General features: G+C 59.7%; 13 protein-coding genes. 12 read left to right on the top strand and 1 reads right to left on the bottom strand.

The features are described from left to right. Nucleotides 1–47: 47 nt before the first annotated feature. The 7 genes from KB890_RS05700 (at nt 48) to KB890_RS05670 (ending at nt 8,377) form a co-directional block, all read left to right on the top strand. Nucleotides 48–2,312 carry a ComEC family protein gene (locus KB890_RS05700; protein ID WP_020325315.1) on the top strand — a complete coding sequence of 755 codons (2,265 nt, stop codon included), beginning with the start codon at nt 48–50 and terminating at the stop codon, nt 2,310–2,312. A 36-nt stretch (nt 2,313–2,348) separates the two neighbouring features. Then, nucleotides 2,349–4,097 carry a lipid A ABC transporter ATP-binding protein/permease MsbA gene (msbA, locus tag KB890_RS05695; protein WP_020325309.1) on the top strand — a complete coding sequence of 583 codons (1,749 nt, stop codon included), beginning with the start codon at nt 2,349–2,351 and terminating at the stop codon, nt 4,095–4,097. Further along, a complete protein-coding gene (gene lpxK, locus KB890_RS05690) occupies nt 4,094–5,074 on the top strand; it encodes a tetraacyldisaccharide 4'-kinase (protein WP_016946992.1) in 981 nt (326 codons plus the stop codon). Before msbA ends, lpxK begins: the two co-directional genes overlap by 4 nt. A 54-nt stretch (nt 5,075–5,128) precedes the next feature. Further along, entirely contained in the window at nt 5,129–6,358 is a 1,230-nt protein-coding gene (locus KB890_RS05685; protein WP_020325312.1) for a winged helix-turn-helix domain-containing protein, read from the top strand. A gap of 63 nt (nt 6,359–6,421) precedes the next feature. Next, a complete protein-coding gene (gene ycaR, locus KB890_RS05680) occupies nt 6,422–6,604 on the top strand; it encodes a protein YcaR (protein ID WP_002898177.1) in 183 nt (60 codons plus the stop codon). Then, nucleotides 6,601–7,347, top strand: a complete 747-nt coding sequence (gene kdsB, locus KB890_RS05675) for a 3-deoxy-manno-octulosonate cytidylyltransferase (protein ID WP_002898180.1) — start codon at nt 6,601–6,603, stop codon at nt 7,345–7,347. Before ycaR ends, kdsB begins: the two co-directional genes overlap by 4 nt. Nucleotides 7,348–7,483: 136 nt before the next feature. Continuing rightward, nucleotides 7,484–8,377 (top strand): YcbJ family phosphotransferase, encoded by an 894-nt coding sequence (locus KB890_RS05670; RefSeq protein ID WP_002898182.1) that lies wholly within the window; start codon nt 7,484–7,486, stop codon nt 8,375–8,377. On the opposite strand, the gene elyC is transcribed toward KB890_RS05670, so the two are convergent. Beyond that, a complete protein-coding gene (elyC, locus tag KB890_RS05665) occupies nt 8,354–9,133 on the bottom strand; it encodes an envelope biogenesis factor ElyC (RefSeq protein ID WP_004179179.1) in 780 nt (259 codons plus the stop codon). The genes KB890_RS05670 and elyC overlap by 24 nt on opposite strands. A gap of 121 nt (nt 9,134–9,254) precedes the next feature. Between elyC and cmoM the strand changes: the two genes are divergently transcribed. The 5 genes from cmoM to ldtD all read left to right on the top strand — a co-directional run bounded on the left by cmoM (nt 9,255) and on the right by ldtD (nt 18,498). Further along, nucleotides 9,255–10,055 (top strand): tRNA uridine 5-oxyacetic acid(34) methyltransferase CmoM, encoded by an 801-nt coding sequence (gene cmoM, locus KB890_RS05660; protein ID WP_032408787.1) that lies wholly within the window; start codon nt 9,255–9,257, stop codon nt 10,053–10,055. Next, nucleotides 10,052–11,374, top strand: coding sequence for a chromosome partition protein MukF (gene mukF, locus KB890_RS05655; RefSeq protein WP_002898189.1), 1,323 nt, complete (start codon nt 10,052–10,054; stop codon nt 11,372–11,374). Before cmoM ends, mukF begins: the two co-directional genes overlap by 4 nt. Beyond that, complete coding sequence (gene mukE / locus KB890_RS05650) at nt 11,355–12,059, top strand: chromosome partition protein MukE (RefSeq protein ID WP_004150840.1); 705 nt, start codon at nt 11,355–11,357, stop codon at nt 12,057–12,059. The genes mukF and mukE overlap by 20 nt, the downstream gene beginning before the upstream one ends. Further along, the gene (gene mukB, locus KB890_RS05645) at nt 12,059–16,507 is read left to right on the top strand and encodes a chromosome partition protein MukB (protein ID WP_004176682.1); all 4,449 of its coding nucleotides are present in this window, start codon (nt 12,059–12,061) and stop codon (nt 16,505–16,507) included. The genes mukE and mukB overlap by 1 nt, the downstream gene beginning before the upstream one ends. A gap of 200 nt (nt 16,508–16,707) precedes the next feature. Continuing rightward, the gene (ldtD, locus tag KB890_RS05640) at nt 16,708–18,498 is read left to right on the top strand and encodes a L,D-transpeptidase (RefSeq protein ID WP_020324391.1); all 1,791 of its coding nucleotides are present in this window, start codon (nt 16,708–16,710) and stop codon (nt 18,496–18,498) included. Nucleotides 18,499–18,581: the final 83 nt, after the last annotated feature.

Here is an 18,581-nt window from a genome sequence, read left to right as displayed (position 1 = left end):
CGCCAGCACCGCTTTGCGTAACACTGTCCACTCACAGGGAGGTGTTTATGCGTCTACCATGGCTTGCCGGATGCGCCATCATTGCAATGCTGCCGCTTCTCTGGCTACCCGTCTTGCCGGGCCCGTACAGTCTGGCGGGCGCGAGCGCACTGGCGCTGGCGCTGATTCGTCTGCATGGAAGGGCCGTCGCCGGAGTGGCGATGACGCTTCTGCTGGTGGTCTGGGGAGTATTGAGCGCGCATCAGGCGCTGTGGCCGACCCGGCACCTTACCGGCGCCATCCGGCAAGCGGAAGTGATCCTTAGCGAGACGGATGGCCAGACCTTGCACCGTGGACAAATGGTGCGCCTGCGGGGCCGCTATCTGTTTCCCCCGGTAGGCGTAACGCTGTACGGGGAACTTGCACCTGCGCCAGCCTGTGCGGGTCAACACTGGCTGATGACGCTGCGCCTGCGCCCGGTGCACGGGCAGCTCAATGACGGGGGCTTCGACAGCCAGCGCTATGCGCTGGCGCAGCACCGACCGCTGAGCGGAGGGATCGTCGCCGCTTCCGCGCTGGATGCCCGCTGCAGTCTGCGCGCCCGCTATCTGACGTCGCTGACCCGGCGACTGCAGACTTATCCCTGGCGCGCGGTGATGTTGGGATTAGGAATGGGGGAGCGGCTGTCTCTGCCGACGGAGATAAAGGTCCTGATGCAGAACACGGGCACTTCCCATCTGATGGCTATCTCGGGTCTGCATATCGCTCTCGCGGCTTCTCTTATCATGCTGTTGCTGCGCGGCGTGCAGTATATTCTCCCGGGCCGCTGGATTGGCTGGCGGTTGCCGCTGCTGGCCGGGCTGGCCGGCGCCGTCGGCTATGCCTGGCTGACCGGTATGCAGCCGCCGGCCCTGCGCACTTGCTTAGGGCTTGCGGTCTGTTGTGCTTTACGTTTGTCGGGTCAACGCTGGACGGCGTGGCAGGTGTGGCTCTGCTGTCTGGGAGCGATACTGGTTGCCGACCCGCTGGCGGTCCTGTCGCAAAGCCTGTGGCTATCTGCCTTCGCCGTGGCGGGGCTGATCTTCTGGTTCCAGTGGCTCCCGCTGCCTGCCGGCCGCTGGCGCTGGCCGTGGAAGCCCATAATTGCTCTTGTTCATTTGCAGGCTGGCGTGACGCTGCTGCTGCTGCCGCTGCAGTTGTTGCTATTCCATGGCATAAGCCTGACGTCGATGGCGGCTAATTTGCTGGCGGTACCGTTAGTCACCCTGTTGGCGGTGCCGCTTATTCTGACCGCGATGCTGGTGCATCTCTCGGGGCCGGAGATAGTGGAGTCGCTACTCTGGCTGGCGGCCGATCGCGTGCTGGCCGTATTGTTCTGGGGATTAAGACGTTTACCGGACGGCTGGTTGACGCTGGATGCTCGCTGGCTGTGGATCAGTAGCCTGCCGTGGCTGTTGGTGATGGGCTGGCGTTTTCAGAGCTGGCGGCATTCACCGGCGCTGTGTCTCAGCGTGCTGTTTTTACTGACGCGGCCATTCAGCCGACAACCGCCTGCGGACGAATGGCGGGTGACGATGCTGGATGTCGGACAGGGGCTGGCGATGGTGATCGAGCGTCACGGTAAGGCATTGCTTTACGATACCGGGCCGGCTTGGCCGCAGGGTGATAGCGGTCAACAGGTGATTATCCCGTGGCTGCGCTGGCACCATCTGCAGCTGCAAGGGATTATGCTGAGCCATGAACATCTGGATCATCGCGGCGGCCTTGATTCAGTGCTGCAGGCATGGCCGCAGGCCTGGGTGCGCAGCCCGTTAGGCTGGGCGCATCATCTGCCATGTCATCGCGGTGAGCGCTGGCAATGGCAGGGACTCAACTTCCAGGCCCTGTGGCCGCTACCGGGCAGCACGGCAAAGGGTAACAATCATTCCTGTGTGGTGCGGATCGATGATGGTCGCTCCAGCATCCTGCTCACCGGCGATATAGAACGTCAGGCGGAGCAGGCGATGATCAGCCGTTACTGGCGGCATCTGACGTCTACACTTATTCAGGTTCCCCACCACGGCAGCAATACCTCCTCCAGCGCGCTGCTGATCCGCCGGGTGGATGGCGCGGCCGCGCTGGCCTCCGCTTCGCGCTACAATGCGTGGCGGATGCCCTCGTACAAGGTGGTTCAGCGCTACCGCCAGCGGGGTTATCGCTGGTTCGCCACGCAGCAGCAGGGGCAGATAACGGTGGTTTTTTCCGCAGAAGGGTGGCAAATCCATAGCTTACGGGATCAAGTTTTACCGCGTTGGTATCATCAGTGGTTTGGCGCGCCCGCCGATAACGGGTAGAATATGCGGCTATTTCAACACAAGCTGGTTTATTGAATGCAGAACGATAAAGATCTCTCCACGTGGCAGACCTTCCGCCGACTTTGGCCGATTATCGCGCCGTTTAAAGCCGGGCTAATCGTAGCGGCGGTGGCGTTGGTGCTTAACGCGGGCAGTGACACCTTCATGTTATCGCTTCTTAAACCGTTATTGGATGATGGTTTTGGTAAAACGGATCGCTCAGTGCTGCTATGGATGCCGCTGGTGGTTATCGGCCTGATGGTGCTGCGTGGGATCACCAGCTACATCTCGAGCTATTGTATTTCCTGGGTTTCCGGCAAAGTGGTGATGACCATGCGTCGTCGCCTGTTCGGCCACATGATGGGTATGCCGGTGGCCTTCTTTGACAAGCAGTCTACCGGAACGCTGCTGTCACGCATCACCTATGATTCTGAGCAGGTCGCCTCCTCCTCTTCCAGCGCGCTGATCACCGTGGTCCGCGAAGGGGCATCGATTATCGGTCTGTTCGTGATGATGTTCTATTACAGCTGGCAGCTGTCGCTGATCCTGATCGTACTGGCGCCGATTGTGTCGGTGGCGATCCGCGTGGTCTCCAAGCGTTTTCGCAATATCAGTAAGAATATGCAGAACACGATGGGGCAGGTCACCACCAGCGCCGAGCAGATGCTGAAAGGGCACAAAGAGGTGCTGATGTTTGGCGGCCAGGAAGTGGAAACCAAACGTTTTGATAAAGTCAGCAATAAAATGCGTCTGCAGGGGATGAAGATGGTTTCCGCCTCGTCTATCTCCGACCCGATCATTCAGCTTATCGCCTCCCTGGCGCTGGCCTTTGTCCTGTATGCCGCCAGCTTCCCGAGCGTGATGGACACCCTGACCGCCGGGACCATTACCGTGGTCTTCTCCTCGATGATTGCGCTGATGCGTCCGCTGAAGTCGCTGACCAACGTCAATGCCCAGTTCCAGCGTGGGATGGCGGCGTGCCAGACGCTGTTTGCGATCCTCGATTCCGAGCAGGAAAAAGACGAAGGTACGCGGGTCATTGAGCGGGCGAAAGGCAATCTCAAGTTCGAGAACGTCACCTTTACCTACCCGGGTCGCGAAGTGGCCGCGCTGCGCAATATCAATCTCGATATCCCGGAAGGGAAAACCGTGGCGCTGGTGGGGCGCTCAGGGTCGGGTAAATCGACCATTGCCAGCCTGATCACCCGCTTCTACGATGTCGACGACGGCCAGATCCTGCTGGATGGCCACGACCTGCGCGAGTACAAGCTGAGCTCGCTGCGCGACCAGGTGGCGCTGGTTTCACAAAACGTGCATCTGTTCAACGATACCGTCGCCAACAATATCGCCTATGCCCGTACCGAAGAGTACAGCCGCGAGCAGATTGAAGAGGCCGCGCGCATGGCCTACGCCATGGATTTCATCAACAAGATGGATAATGGTCTGGATACCGTCATCGGCGAGAATGGCGTGATGCTGTCCGGCGGCCAGCGCCAGCGTATTGCTATTGCCCGCGCGCTGCTGCGTAACAGCCCGATCCTGATCCTCGATGAAGCTACCTCGGCGCTGGATACCGAGTCCGAGCGTGCCATTCAGGCGGCGCTGGATGAGCTGCAGAAAAACCGTACCTCGCTGGTTATCGCTCACCGTCTGTCGACCATTGAGCAGGCTGATGAAATCGTGGTGGTTGAAGACGGGCGGATCGTGGAGCGCGGAACGCACCATGACCTGCTGGAGCATAAGGGCGTGTACGCCCAGCTGCATAAGATGCAATTCGGCGAATGATCGCGCGCATCTGGTCCGGGGAATCGCCGCTGTGGCGCCTGCTGCTGCCGCTCTCCTGGCTGTATGGCCTGGTGAGCGGGGTGATTCGCCTCAGCTATCAGCTGGGGTGGCAAAAAGCCTGGCGCGCGCCGGTGCCGGTGGTGGTGGTTGGTAACCTGACCGCCGGCGGCAATGGCAAAACGCCGGTGGTGATCTGGCTGGTGGAGCAGCTGCAGCAGCGCGGTATTCGCGTTGGCGTCGTGTCTCGCGGCTACGGCGGTAAAGCTGAACGCTATCCGCTGGTGTTGGACGACAGAACCAGTACGGCGCTGGCGGGTGATGAACCGGTGTTGATCCATCAGCGTACCGGTGCCCCGGTCGCTGTCGCTCCGCTACGCAGCGACGCGGTAAAAGCATTGCTCAGCGCGCACGATCTGCAGATGATTGTGACCGACGACGGGTTGCAGCACTATAAGCTCGCGCGGGACAGAGAAATTGTCGTTATTGACGGCGTGCGCCGCTTTGGCAACGGCTGGTGGCTGCCTGCCGGGCCGATGCGCGAGCGGGCGTCGCGCTTGCAAAGCGTTGATGCGGTTATCGTTAACGGCGGCGTGGCGCGTCCGGGTGAGATCCCGATGCGGCTGCGCCCAGGGATGGCGGTTAACCTGCTTACCGGCGAACGTCGCGATGTCTCCACCTTTACGAACGTGGTGGCGATGGCCGGCATCGGCCATCCGCCGCGCTTCTTCGCCACCCTCGAAAGCTGCGGCGTCCAGCCGGTCAAAACCGTGGCGCTGGCGGACCATCAGGCGCTGAGCCAGGATGATGTCGCCGCCCTGGTGACCGCCGATCAGACGCTGCTGATGACCGAGAAAGATGCCGTGAAATGTCGCGATTTCGCCGCTGCAAACTGGTGGTATTTACCGGTCGACGCCATAATGGCCGATGAACGCGCACAGCGGTTGCTTGCGGACTTAGCGACGTTGGCGCAACGTTAACTGACGCGCCGGCTTTGCTCGCCGCTGTGCTGGAATTCCTGACGGAGAACCTGCATGTCGGTATTGCAACTATCGCTTAACGAGGCGCGCCACCTCCATCTCGCGGCGCAGGGGTTGTTAAAGAAGCCCCGACGTCGCGCTCGCCCGAAAGACATTCTTTCCACCATCCAGCAGATGTCGCTGCTGCAAATCGATACCATCAACGTGGTGGCCCGCAGCCCCTACCTGGTGCTGTTCAGCCGTCTTGGCAGCTATCCGCAGCACTGGCTGGATGAGTCGCTGCGCAACGGCGAGCTAATGGAATACTGGGCGCATGAAGCCTGCTTTCTGCCGCGCAGCGATTTCGCCCTGGTGCGCCATCGCATGTTGAATCCCGACAATATGGGCTGGAAATACCATCGCGCGTGGATGGAGGAGCATGCCGGGAGTATTGCCGAGCTGGTGGCGCATATCGGACAAAACGGCCCGGTTCGCTCGGCGGATTTTACCCACCCGCGCAAAGGCGCCAGCGGCTGGTGGGAGTGGAAACCGCATAAGCGCCACCTGGAAGGGCTGTTTACCGCCGGCGAAGTGATGGTGGTGGAGCGGCGCAATTTTCACCGCGTGTATGATCTAACCCGGCGGGTGATGCCGGACTGGGACGACGAGCGCGACGCGCTCTCCCGCGAAGACGCAGAGGCCATTATGTTGCGCAATAGCGCCCGTAGCCTCGGCATCTTCCGCGCCCAGTGGCTGGCCGATTACTATCGCTTGCGCCAGCCGGCGCTACCGGGTCTGCTGGCGGCCTGGCAGGAAGAGGGGCTGGTGGTGCCGGTTAACGTGGAAGCACTCGGCGAGATGTGGCTGCATCACAAGGCGCTGGCGCAGCTGGAGACCGCGCCCGGCGGTAAGCTGACCGCCAGCCATAGCGCCGTGCTCTCGCCCTTCGACCCGGTGGTCTGGGATCGGAAACGCGCTGAGCAGCTGTTCAACTTCAGCTATCGCCTGGAGTGTTATACCCCGGCGCCGAAGCGTCAGTATGGCTACTTCGTACTGCCTCTGCTGCACCAGGGAAAACTGGTCGGGCGGATGGACAGTAAAATACATCGCAAAAGCCGGGAGCTGGAGATCTTCGCCCTGTGGCTGGAGGAGGGGGCGAAGATCACCCGTGGTCTGGAGCAGGGGCTGCGCCGGGCGATTAACGACTTCGCACACTGGCAATCGGCAGAGCGGATCCTTTGCCGACGCCTGCCGGAAGGGCTGTTTGTCGGCCAGGAGCAGGGGTGGGAAATCGACGCCGATTGATCCCGGCGCCTGCCTTCCTGTGATATGCTGCTGAGAAATCTATCCGGTCCATCAGGAGGAAACATGGATCACCGTTTACTTGAAATCATCGCCTGCCCGGTCTGTAACGGCAAGCTGTATTACAGTCAGGATAAGCAAGAACTTATTTGCAAACTTGATAGCCTGGCGTTTCCGCTGCGCGACGGTATCCCGGTGCTGCTGGAGACAGAGGCGCGTCCGCTGGCGCTAGAAGAGAGTCACTCATGAGTTTCGTGGTCATTATTCCTGCGCGTTTCGCCTCCACGCGCCTGCCGGGAAAACCACTGCAGGACATTAATGGTAAGCCGATGATTGTCCATGTGCTGGAGCGCGCTCGCGAATCCGGCGCGGATCGCATTATTGTCGCCACCGATCACGAAGATGTCGCCCGGGCGGTTGAAGCCGCCGGCGGCGAGGTCTGTATGACCCGCGCCGACCATCAGTCCGGCACCGAACGGCTGGCGGAAGTGGTGGAAAAGTGTGCGTTCAGCGATGACACCATTATCGTCAATATTCAGGGCGATGAGCCGATGATCCCCCCGGCGATTGTCCGCCAGGTGGCGGAGAATCTGGCTGCCAGCAGCAGCGGAATGGCGACCCTGGCGGTACCGATCCATGATGCGGAAGAGGCGTTTAACCCGAATGCGGTCAAAGTGGTGATGGATGCCAAGGGTTACGCGCTCTATTTCTCCCGCGCGACTATTCCCTGGGATCGCGATCGCTTTGCCCAATCCCGCGAGACCATCGGTGACTCCCTGCTGCGTCACATCGGCATCTATGGCTATCGCGCCGGCTTTATCCGCCGCTATGTCAGCTGGGCGCCGAGCCCGCTGGAGCAGATTGAAATGCTCGAGCAGCTGCGAGTGCTGTGGTATGGCGAGAAAATCCATGTCGCCGTGGCGGCGGAAGTGCCCGGCACCGGCGTGGATACCCCGGAAGATCTGGAGCGCGTCCGCGCTGAGCTGCGTTAGTCCTCTGTCCCCTCCTTGCTGGAGGGGATATCCCGTCGGTTTTTCGCTTTTTTTACCCCTTTTTGATCTTATCCGATGACAAGCCAGGTGCGGGCGCTCATTATGAAACCAGTAGTGTTCATAGGGGTAATCGACAATGGAACAGTTGCGAACCGAACTCAGTCATCTTCTTGGCGAAAAGCTAAGCCGGGTGGAGTGTGTCAGTGAACAAGCCGCTACGGCGCTGTGGTTCCTGTACGATGCGCAGGGAAACCCGATGCCGCTGCTGGCGCGAAGTTTCACCACGCCCGGCGTGGCGCGGCAGCTGGCATGGAAGATCTCGACCCTGGCGCGTAATGGTACGGTGCGTATGCCGGTGGTTTATGGCGTCATGACGCACGAAGAACATCCCGGACCAGATGTGCTGCTGCTTGAGCGCCTGCGCGGCGTACCGGTGGAGGCGCCGACGCGCACCCCGGCGCGCTGGGAGCAACTGCAGGAGCAAATCGTCGAGGCGCTGCTGGCATGGCATCGGCAGGACAGTGGCGGCTGCGTGGGAATGGTCGACAATACCCAGGAAAACCTTTGGCCGAACTGGTACCGCCAGCGGGTAGAGATATTGTGGAGCACCCTGAACCTGTATCAGGACACCGGTCTCACCATGCAGGATAAGCGCCTTTTGTTCCGCTCCCGCGAGTGCCTTCCGGAGCTGTTCCGCGATTTCAATGATAATGCTGTGCTGGTGCATGGCAACTTCACTCTGCGCAGCATGCTAAAAGATCCGCGCAGCGATCAGCTGCTGGCGATGGTGGGGCCGGGGATGATGCTGTGGGCGCCACGCGAGTATGAACTGTTCCGCCTTGCTGAAGGCGGCCAGGCGGAACAGCTGCTGTGGCGCTACCTGCAGCAGGCGCCAGTTTCCGAGGCCTTTGTCTGGCGGCGCTGGCTTTATCTGCTGTGGGATGAGGTGGATAGTCTGGTCAACACCGGGCGCTTTGATCGCGCCCGTTTTGACCTCGCTGCAAAATCACTCCTGCCCTGGCTTGCCTGAGCTGCCTTTCAGCCATTGCCAGACGCGACCAAGGGTTTCATAGCCGACCCGGTCGCTGTGCATCAGCCACACTGGAGAAGGAATGGCCCGCTCCCACGGATTGAGCGGCGAGGTCACCGCCAGCTGATTGGCCGGCGCGGGAAGCGGATCCAGGCCGGCATGGCGAAAGAATATCATCGCCCGCGGAAGGTGTGACGCCGAGGTGACCAGCAGGAAGGGCGCGTCGCCGATGGCGCGCTTCACCGCCAGCGCTTCCTCTTCTGTATCTTTCGGCCGATCGAGCACAATGATATCGCTGCGAGGTACGCCAAGGCTCTCCGCCACTCTCGCCCCGGCTTCCGCCGTGCTGACGGGATTCGTTTTCGCCGCCGCGCCGGTAAAGATCATTTTCGAACCGGGATTCGCCTGCCACAGGCGGATGCCCTCCGTCAGGCGCGGCAGGCTGTTATTGATAAGATTAGAGCTTGGCGCCCACTCCGGATTCCAGGTATAGCCGCCGCCCAGCACCACCACGTAGTTCACCGGCTGCTCGCCGCGCCAGGTGGGGTAGGTATCTTCAATCGGTTTCAGCAGGCTGTCGGCCACGGGCTGCAGGCTCAGCAGCGTCAGCAGCAGCCAGCCGAGGCTCACGCATAGCTTCCCGGTACGCTGAAAGCGGCTGAACCATAACAGCGCGATCCCGATACCGATCAACAACAGTAAGGCGGGTAGCGGCAACAGCAGGCCGCCGACGATCTTTTTTAGCGTGAAAAGCATGCCAGATGGTTCCTTTTTTAACCATATAACCAAAGTTATGTTCGGATCTTATAACAGATCGCTTCATTCTCGGCGCGGGTATGACAAAATAGCGGTTTTGTGTTGGCTTGTGGAGTCACTCGTGCAGGATCGCAATTTCGATGACATTGCTGAAAAGTTTTCGCGCAATATTTACGGCACCACAAAAGGCCAGTTGCGTCAGGCGATCCTCTGGCAGGATCTGGAATCGCTGTTGGCGCAGCTGGGGCCGGGACCGCTGAGGGTGCTGGATGCCGGCGGCGGCGAAGGGCAAACGGCCATCAAAGTCGCGCAACTGGGCCATCACGTGACGCTGTGCGATCTCTCCGCTGAGATGGTGGCTCGCGCCCGCCAGGCGGCCGCCGATAAAGGTGTGATCGACAACATGCATTTTGTACAATGCGCGGCTCAGGATATTGCGCAGCATTTGGAAAGCCCGGTCGATCTGGTACTGTTTCATGCGGTGCTGGAGTGGGTGGCGGAGCCCCAGGAAATACTGCATACCCTGTGGTCGACGCTGCGTGCTGGCGGTGGACTGTCATTGATGTTCTACAATGCTAACGGCCTGTTGATGCACAATATGGTTGCCGGTAATTTTGATTACGTTCAACTGGGCATGCCAAAAAAGAAAAAACGCACGCTGTCGCCGGATTATCCGCGTGAACCACAGCAGGTTTATCACTGGCTGGAAGAGATTGGCTGGCAGATCGTCAGCAAAACCGGCGTGCGGGTGTTTCATGATTATCTGCGTGAAAAACGCCAACAGCATGACAGCTATGCGGCGCTGCTGGCGCTGGAGACGCGCTACTGTCGTCAGGAGCCGTATCTCAGCCTGGGCCGTTATATTCATGTCACCGCGCTTAAGAGCCAGGCTCATAGCCGCAGATGCAAGGATAAAGTATGAGTGAATTTTCCCAGACAGTCCCCGAACTGGTTGCCTGGGCCAGAAAAAATGATTTTTCAATCTCGCTACCGGTCGACAGACTCTCTTTCCTGCTGGCGATCGCCACTCTGAATGGTGAACGACTGGAAGGGGAAATGAGCGAGGGTGAACTGGTGGATGCGTTCCGCCACGTCAGTGATGCGTTTGAGCAGACCAGCGAAACCATCAGCCAGCGCGCCAATAACGCGATCAACGATTTGGTGCGCCAGCGTCTGCTGAACCGCTTTACCAGCGAAATTACCGAAGGCAATGCGATCTATCGCCTGACGCCGTTGGGGATTGGGATCACCGATTATTATATCCGTCAGCGCGAATTCTCGACGCTGCGTCTCTCGATGCAGCTGTCGATCGTCGCCGGCGAGCTGAAGCGCGCGGCGGACGCCGCGGAAGAGGGCGGTGATGAATTCCACTGGCATCGCAACGTTTTTGCGCCGCTGAAGTATTCCGTAGCGGAAATTTTCGACAGCATCGACCTGACGCAGCGCATTATGGATGAGCAGCAGCAGCTGGTGAAAGACGATATCGCGCAGTTGTTGAATAAAGATTGGCGCGCGGCGATTTCCAGCTGTGAACTGCTGCTGTCGGAAACCTCCGGCACCCTGCGCGAACTGCAGGATACGCTGGATGCGGCAGGGGATAAGCTGCAGGCGAACCTGCTGCGCATTCAGGACTCGACCATGGCGCGCGACGATCTCCATTTTGTCGATCGGCTGGTGTTCGATCTGCAAAGCAAGCTCGACCGCATCGTCAGCTGGGGTCAGCAGGCGATTGACCTGTGGATCGGCTACGACCGCCATGTGCACAAGTTTATCCGTACCGCTATCGATATGGATAAGAACCGCGTCTTCGCCCAGCGTCTGCGCCAGTCGGTACAGACCTATTTTGATGAACCGTGGGCGCTAACTTACGCCAACGCCGACCGCCTGCTGGATATGCGCGATGAAGAGATGGCTCTGCGCGATGAAGAGGTCACCGGCGAGCTGCCGGCGGACCTCGAATTTGAAGAGTTTAACGAAATTCGCGAGCAGCTGGCGGCGCTGATCGAAGCGCAGCTGGCGGTCTATAAAGAGAAAGGAATACCGCTGGATCTCGGCCTGGTGGCGCGGGAGTTCCTGGCGCAGTATCCGCGCGGGCGTCACTTCGACGTGGCGCGGATCGTCGTGGATCAGGCGGTACAGCTGGGCGTCGCCCAGGCAGATTTCACCGGACTGCCGGCAAAATGGCAGCCGATTAATGATTACGGAGCCAAGGTACAGGCGCATGTCATTGACAAATATTGAACAAGTGATGCCGGTTAAGCTGGCGCAGGCGTTGGCCAATCCGTTATTTCCGGCGCTGGACAGCGCCCTGCGCGCGGGCCGTCATATCGGTCTCGACGAGCTGGATAATCACGCATTTTTGATGGATTTTCAGGATTACCTGGAAGAGTTTTACGCTCGCTATAACGTCGAGCTGATCCGCGCGCCGGAGGGATTCTTCTACCTGCGCCCGCGGTCCACCACGCTGATTTCGCGCTCGGTACTGTCCGAGCTGGATATGATGGTGGGCAAAATTCTTTGCTATCTCTATCTCAGCCCGGAGCGCCTGGCGAACGAAGGGATTTTTACCCAGCAGGAGCTCTATGACGAGCTGCTGACCCTGGCCGATGAATCCAGGCTGCTGAAGCTGGTGAACAACCGTTCCACCGGTTCGGATCTGGACCGCCAGAAGCTGCAGGAAAAAATGCGGGCCTCGCTTAACCGCTTACGTCGTCTGGGGATGGTGTGGTTTATGGGCCACGATAGCAGCAAGTTTCGCATTACCGAATCGGTATTCCGCTTTGGCGCCGATGTGCGCGCCGGCGACGACCCGCGCGAAGCGCAGCGCCGCCTGATCCGCGACGGGGAAGCGATGGCCCTGGAAAATCACCTGCAGCTCAATGATGAGAATGAAGAAAACCAGCCGGATAGCGGGGAGGAAGAGTAATGATTGAACGCGGTAAGTTTCGCTCGCTAACGCTGGTTAACTGGAACGGCTTCTTTGCCCGGACCTTTGATCTTGATGAACTGGTGACCACCCTCTCCGGGGGGAACGGCGCGGGTAAGTCCACGACCATGGCGGCCTTCGTCACGGCGCTGATCCCGGATTTAACCCTGCTGCACTTCCGTAACACCACCGAAGCGGGGGCCACCAGCGGCTCACGCGATAAAGGCCTGCACGGTAAGCTGCGCGCCGGGGTGTGTTACTCGGTACTCGATGTGATCAACTCCCGCCACCAGCGCGTGGTGGTCGGCGTGCGCCTGCAGCAGGTCGCCGGGCGCGATCGTAAAGTCGATATTAAACCTTTCGCCATTCAGGGACTGCCGACCTCTATCCTGCCGACCCAGCTGTTGACCGAAACGCTGAACGATCGCCAGGCGCGCGTCGTGAGCCTCAACGAGCTGAAAGATAAACTCGAGGCGATGGAAGGGGTCCAGTTTAAACAGTTCAATTCGATCACCGAATATCACTCGCTAATGTTCGATCTGGGCGTGGTGGCGCGTCGCCTGCGTTCCGCCTCCGATCGTAGCAAGTACTACCGCCTGATTGAGGCCTCGCTGTACGGCGGGATCTCCAGCACCATTACCCGCTCGCTGCGCGACTACCTGCTGCCGGAAAACAGCGGCGTGCGTAAAGCGTTCCAGGATATGGAAGCGGCGCTGCGGGAAAACCGCATGACGCTGGAAGCCATTCGCGTTACCCAGTCCGACCGCGATCTGTTTAAACACCTGATCAGCGAAGCCACCAACTACGTGGCGGCGGACTATATGCGTCACGCCAACGAGAGGCGCATTCACCTGGATAAGGCGCTGGAGTATCGCCGCGATCTCTTCACCTCGCGTTCGCAGCTGGCGGCTGAGCAGTATAAGCACGTCGACATGGCGCGCGAACTGCAGGAGCATAACGGCGCGGAGGGCGATCTGGAAGCCGATTACCAGGCCGCCAGCGATCACCTGAACCTGGTGCAGACTGCGCTGCGTCAGCAGGAAAAAATCGAGCGCTACGAAGCGGATCTCGACGAGCTGCAGATCCGTCTGGAAGAGCAGAATGAAGTGGTGGCGGAAGCCGTCGATCGTCAGGAAGAGAACGAAGCCCGCGCTGAGGCCGCCGAGCTGGAAGTGGATGAGCTGAAAAGCCAGCTCGCCGACTATCAGCAGGCGCTCGATGTGCAGCAGACCCGCGCCATTCAGTATAACCAGGCGCTGCAGGCGCTGGAGCGCGCGAAGGCGCTGTGCCATCTGCCGGATCTGACCCCGGAGAGCGCCGACGAGTGGCTGGAAACCTTCCAGGCGAAAGAGCAGGAAGCGACGGAGAAAATGCTGTCGCTGGAACAGAAAATGAGCGTGGCGCAAACCGCGCACAGCCAGTTTGAACAGGCTTACCAGTTGGTGGCGGCGATTAACGGCCCGCTGGCGCGCAATGAAGCCTGGGACGTGGCGCGCGAATTGCTGCGCGACGGCGTGAACCAGCGCCACCAGGCCGAGCAGGCGCAGGGGCTGCGCAGCCGCCTCAACGAGCTTGAACAGCGCCTGCGCGAGCAGCAGGACGCTGAGCGTCAGCTGGCCGAGTTCTGCAAACGCCAGGGTAAACGTTACGATATCGACGATCTGGAAACGCTGCATCAGGAGCTGGAAGCGCGCATCGCGTCGCTGGCCGACAGCGTCTCCAATGCTCAGGAGCAACGCATGGCGCTGCGTCAGGAGCTGGAGCAACTGCAGTCGCGTACCCAGACGCTGATGCGTCGGGCGCCGGTCTGGCTGGCGGCGCAGAACAGCCTTAACCAGCTGTGCGAGCAAAGCGGCGAGCAGTTTGCGTCCGGCCAGGAGGTCACCGAATACCTGCAGCAGCTGCTGGAGCGTGAACGAGAGGCTATCGTTGAACGTGACGAGGTCGGCGCCCGCAAGCGCGCCATTGACGAAGAAATTGAGCGTCTCAGCCAGCCGGGCGGCTCTGAAGACCCGCGTCTGAACGCGCTGGCGGAGCGCTTTGGCGGCGTGCTGTTGTCGGAAATCTATGACGACGTTAGCCTCGACGATGCGCCGTACTTCTCCGCGCTGTACGGTCCGTCGCGCCATGCGATCGTGGTGCCGGATCTGTCGCGGGTAGCCGAGCAGCTTGAGGGGCTGGAAGATTGCCCGGAAGATCTCTATCTGATCGAAGGCGATCCGCAGTCCTTCGATGACAGCGTATTCAGCGTCGACGAGCTGGAAAAAGCGGTGGTGGTGAAGATTGCCGATCGCCAGTGGCGTTATTCGCGCTTCCCGTCGCTGCCGCTGTTTGGCCGCGCGGCACGTGAAAACCGCATTGAAACCCTGCATGCCGAGCGTGAATCGCTGTCAGAGCGTTTTGCGACCCTGTCGTTCGATGTGCAGAAAACCCAGCGCCTGCACCAGGCCTTCAGCCGCTTTATCGGCAGCCATCTGGCGGTGGCTTTCGAGGACGATCCGGAAGAAGAGATCCGCAAACTCAACAGCCGCCGCGGCGAGCTGGAGCGTGCGCTGAGCGCCCATGAAAGCGATAACCAACAGAACCGTGTGCAGTACGAGCAGGCGAAAGAGGGCGTGTCGGCGCTCAACCGCCTGCTGCCGCGCCTGAACCTGCTGGCGGATGATACGCTGGCCGACCGCGTGGACGAGATCCAGGAACGTCTGGACGAAGCGCAGGAAGCCGCGCGCTTTATTCAGCAGCACGGTAACCAGCTGGCGAAGCTGGAGCCTATTGTTTCGGTGCTGCAGAGCGATCCGGAGCAGTTTGAGCAGCTGAAAGAAGATTACGCCTATGCGCAGCAAACCCAGCGCGATGCACGTCAGCAGGCTTTTGCCCTGGCGGAAGTTGTGCAGCGCAGGGCCCACTTCAGCTACTCCGATTCGGCGGAAATGCTCAGCGGCAACAGCGATCTCAACGAGAAGCTGCGCCAGCGTCTGGAGCAGGCGGAGTCCGAACGCAGCCGCGCGCGCGACGCGATGCGTGCCCATGCGGCGCAGCTTAGTCAGTACAATCAGGTGCTGGCCTCGCTGAAGAGCTCGTATGACACCAAGAAAGAGCTGCTCAACGATCTGTATAAAGAATTGCAGGACATTGGCGTGCGCGCCGACGCCGGCGCGGAAGAGCGTGCTCGCGCGCGTCGCGATGAACTGCACATGCAGCTGAGCAATAACCGCTCCCGACGCAATCAGCTGGAGAAAGCGTTGACCTTCTGCGAAGCGGAAATGGACAACCTGACCCGTAAACTGCGCAAGCTGGAGCGCGATTACTGCGAAATGCGCGAGCAGGTGGTGACCGCCAAGGCGGGCTGGTGCGCGGTGATGCGTCTGGTGAAAGACAACGGCGTCGAACGTCGTCTGCATCGCCGCGAGCTGGCCTATCTCTCCGCCGATGAGCTGCGCTCAATGTCGGATAAGGCGCTGGGGGCGCTGCGTCTGGCGGTCGCCGATAACGAACACCTGCGTGACGTGCTGCGTATCTCGGAAGATCCGAAGCGTCCGGAGCGCAAAATTCAGTTCTTCGTTGCCGTATACCAGCATCTGCGCGAGCGTATTCGTCAGGATATTATTCGCACCGATGATCCGGTGGAAGCGATCGAGCAGATGGAGATCGAGCTCAGCCGCCTGACCGAAGAGCTGACCAACCGTGAACAGAAGCTGGCGATCAGTTCCCGCAGCGTGGCCAACATTATTCGCAAAACCATTCAGCGCGAGCAGAACCGTATCCGGATGCTCAACCAGGGTCTGCAGAGTGTCTCCTTCGGCCAGGTCAACAGCGTGCGTCTGAACGTCAATGTGCGTGAGACCCACTCGATGCTGCTCGACGTGCTCTCCGAGCAGCATGAGCAGCACCAGGATCTGTTTAACAGCAATCGTCTGACCTTCTCTGAGGCGCTGGCCAAGCTCTATCAGCGTCTCAACCCACAGATCGACATGGGGCAGCGTACGCCGCAAACCATCGGTGAAGAGCTGCTCGACTACCGCAACTATCTGGAGATGGAAGTGGAAGTTAACCGCGGCTCCGACGGCTGGCTGCGCGCGGAGTCCGGCGCGCTGTCTACCGGGGAAGCTATCGGTACCGGGATGTCGATTCTGGTGATGGTGGTGCAGAGTTGGGAAGATGAATCCCGTCGCCTGCGCGGCAAGGATATCTCGCCTTGCCGTCTGCTGTTCCTCGATGAAGCGGCGCGTCTTGACGCCCGCTCCATCGCCACCCTGTTCGAGCTGTGCGAACGTCTGGAGATGCAGCTGATTATCGCAGCGCCGGAGAACATCAGTCCGGAAAAAGGCACTACCTATAAACTGGTGCGTAAGGTGTTCAATAATCACGAACATGTGCACGTCGTGGGGCTGCGCGGGTTTGCCGCGCCGCTGCCGGAAGCGCTGCCGGGAACGGCCGACGCCTCCTGACGATGCAGCTCACTACTGGCGGGTAAGCGCTGAAAAGGGCAACGTTAAGTTGCCCTTTTTGCTATCCAGCTTGCTATGCCAGGATGGTATAATCTTTAAGCTTCTTTACATTAGGTAAGGCAAAAGCCTTTTCGTCTTTATATACTGTGTTAAAGCCCACGAATTTGTGGGCGGCAATGTGTGACAACAGGGGGCAAGGGATGTTGCTTAAGAAACGGTATGGTCGTCCATTGTCAGCGCTCAGTCTGAGCCTGGCACTGGCATTTGCTCCGCTGTTCAATGTCCAGGCCGCAGAGCCTGAAGTCGTACCAGGTGATAGCTCCGCTACGCCTGGAGAGCTTTCCGTCGCGCTGTCGCAAAGCGACGGGCAATCGCCGGCGGTCGCGAAGCTGGCCGGTGAGCAGCCGCTGTCGATGGAAGCCGCGGCGAACAGTCGCGCCCAGATCGAAGCGCTATTGCCGGCTGGCTACAAACCCGTCTTTATGAATCCGCTGGTCTCGCTATACGCCGCCAGGGATATGAAACCGATGTGGGAAAACCGCGAGGCGGTGCAGGCGTTCCAGCAGCAGCTGGCGGAGATCGCCATCGCCGGTTTTCAGCCGCAGTTTACCACCTGGGTCAGTCTGCTGACCGATCCTGCCGTCAGCGGCATGGCGCGCGATGTGGTGTTGTCTGATGCCATGATGGGCTATCTGCACTTTATCAGCGGCATCCCCACCCAGGGGACCCGCTGGTTATATAGCTCGACACCGTACAAGATGGCGACCCCGCCGCTGTCGGTGATTAACCAGTGGCAGCTGGCGCTGGATAATGGCTCCCTGCCGGCGTTTATCGCCGGCCTGGCGCCGCGTCATCCGCAGTATGAGGCCATGCATCAGTCGCTGCTGGCGCTGGTGGCTGATTCACGTCCATGGCCGCAGATGACCGGCAGCGGCTCGTTGCGCCCGGGAGAATGGAGCAATGATATCGGCGCGCTGCGCGAGATCCTCCAGCGTACCGGGATGCTGGAAAATTCCGCCAATATCGTTCTGCCCGGCGACGTGGTGAGTCCTTCGGCGAAGAAAAAGAGCAAGCCCGCGGCGCGCGGTGTGTACGATCGCCAGCTGGTGGAGGGCGTTAAGCGCTTTCAGGCCATGCAGGGGCTGGGGGCGGATGGGGTCATCGGCCAATCCACCCGTGACTGGCTCAATGTCTCATCGGCGCAGCGCGCTGGCGTGCTGGCGCTGAACATTCAGCGTCTACGTCTGCTGCCAGGCAAACTATCGACCGGTATCATGGTGAATATTCCCGCGTTTTCGCTGGTCTATTACCAGGACGGCAGTCAGGTGCTGGCCTCGCGGGTGATCGTCGGACGTCCGGACCGCAAGACGCCGATGATGAGCAGCGCGCTGAACAACGTAGTGGTCAATCCGCCGTGGAACGTACCGCCCACCCTGGCGCGCAAAGATATTCTGCCGAAGGTGCGTAATAATCCTGGCTATCTGGAGCAGCATGGCTACACCGTGATGCGCGGCTGGAACAGTAAAGAGACCATCGATCCTTACCGGGTTGACTGGTCAACCATCACCGAGAACAATTTACCGTTCCGTTTTCAGCAGGCGCCTGGGGCACGTAATTCACTGGGGCGTTACAAGTTTAATATGCCGAGTTCGGATGCTATCTATCTGCACGATACGCCGAATCATAATCTGTTTCAGAAGGATGTCCGTGCGCTCAGTTCCGGCTGCGTCAGGGTCAATAAAGCCTCGGAGCTGGCCAATATGCTGCTGCAGGACGCGGGCTGGAATGACACGCGCATTTCCGACGCCCTGAAGCAGGGGGATACGCGCTATGTCAATATTCGGCAAAATATACCGGTGAATTTATATTACTTAACGGCGTTTGTGGACGCTGATGGACGTACACAATATCGAACAGATATTTACAATTACGATATCACCGCGCGATCCAGCGCACAAATTCTGACGAAAGCGGAACAATTAATCAGGTAAATGAAGTAGTTCAATGGATTTTGTTGTCCTAGCACTGGGTAAAAAAGGGCGCTGCACCTCTGCAGCGCCCGATTTTCCTGGGG

Origin of the sequence: Klebsiella sp. P1954, assembly GCF_018199955.1 — a bacterium.
GTDB classification, from domain to species: domain Bacteria; phylum Pseudomonadota; class Gammaproteobacteria; order Enterobacterales; family Enterobacteriaceae; genus Klebsiella; species Klebsiella pneumoniae.
The sequence above is the reverse complement of the archived record's forward strand: the minus strand, read 5'-3'. Positions and strand labels throughout refer to the sequence as shown.

Excerpts from the sequence above, each read along its gene's own strand:
- ycaR (WP_002898177.1), top strand. The coding sequence starts at position 6,422 with ATGGATCACCGTTTACTTGAAATCATCGCCTGCCCGGTCTGTAACGGC.
- mukF (WP_002898189.1), top strand. The coding sequence starts at position 10,052 with ATGAGTGAATTTTCCCAGACAGTCCCCGAACTGGTTGCCTGGGCCAGA.
- kdsB (WP_002898180.1), top strand. The coding sequence starts at position 6,601 with ATGAGTTTCGTGGTCATTATTCCTGCGCGTTTCGCCTCCACGCGCCTG.
- msbA (WP_020325309.1), top strand. The coding sequence starts at position 2,349 with ATGCAGAACGATAAAGATCTCTCCACGTGGCAGACCTTCCGCCGACTT.
- KB890_RS05700 (WP_020325315.1), top strand. The coding sequence starts at position 48 with ATGCGTCTACCATGGCTTGCCGGATGCGCCATCATTGCAATGCTGCCG.
- mukE (WP_004150840.1), top strand. The coding sequence starts at position 11,355 with ATGTCATTGACAAATATTGAACAAGTGATGCCGGTTAAGCTGGCGCAG.
- ldtD (WP_020324391.1), top strand. The coding sequence starts at position 16,708 with ATGTTGCTTAAGAAACGGTATGGTCGTCCATTGTCAGCGCTCAGTCTG.
- mukB (WP_004176682.1), top strand. The coding sequence starts at position 12,059 with ATGATTGAACGCGGTAAGTTTCGCTCGCTAACGCTGGTTAACTGGAAC.
- elyC (WP_004179179.1), bottom strand. The coding sequence starts at position 9,133 with ATGCTTTTCACGCTAAAAAAGATCGTCGGCGGCCTGCTGTTGCCGCTA.
- KB890_RS05685 (WP_020325312.1), top strand. The coding sequence starts at position 5,129 with ATGTCGGTATTGCAACTATCGCTTAACGAGGCGCGCCACCTCCATCTC.
- KB890_RS05670 (WP_002898182.1), top strand. The coding sequence starts at position 7,484 with ATGGAACAGTTGCGAACCGAACTCAGTCATCTTCTTGGCGAAAAGCTA.
- lpxK (WP_016946992.1), top strand. The coding sequence starts at position 4,094 with ATGATCGCGCGCATCTGGTCCGGGGAATCGCCGCTGTGGCGCCTGCTG.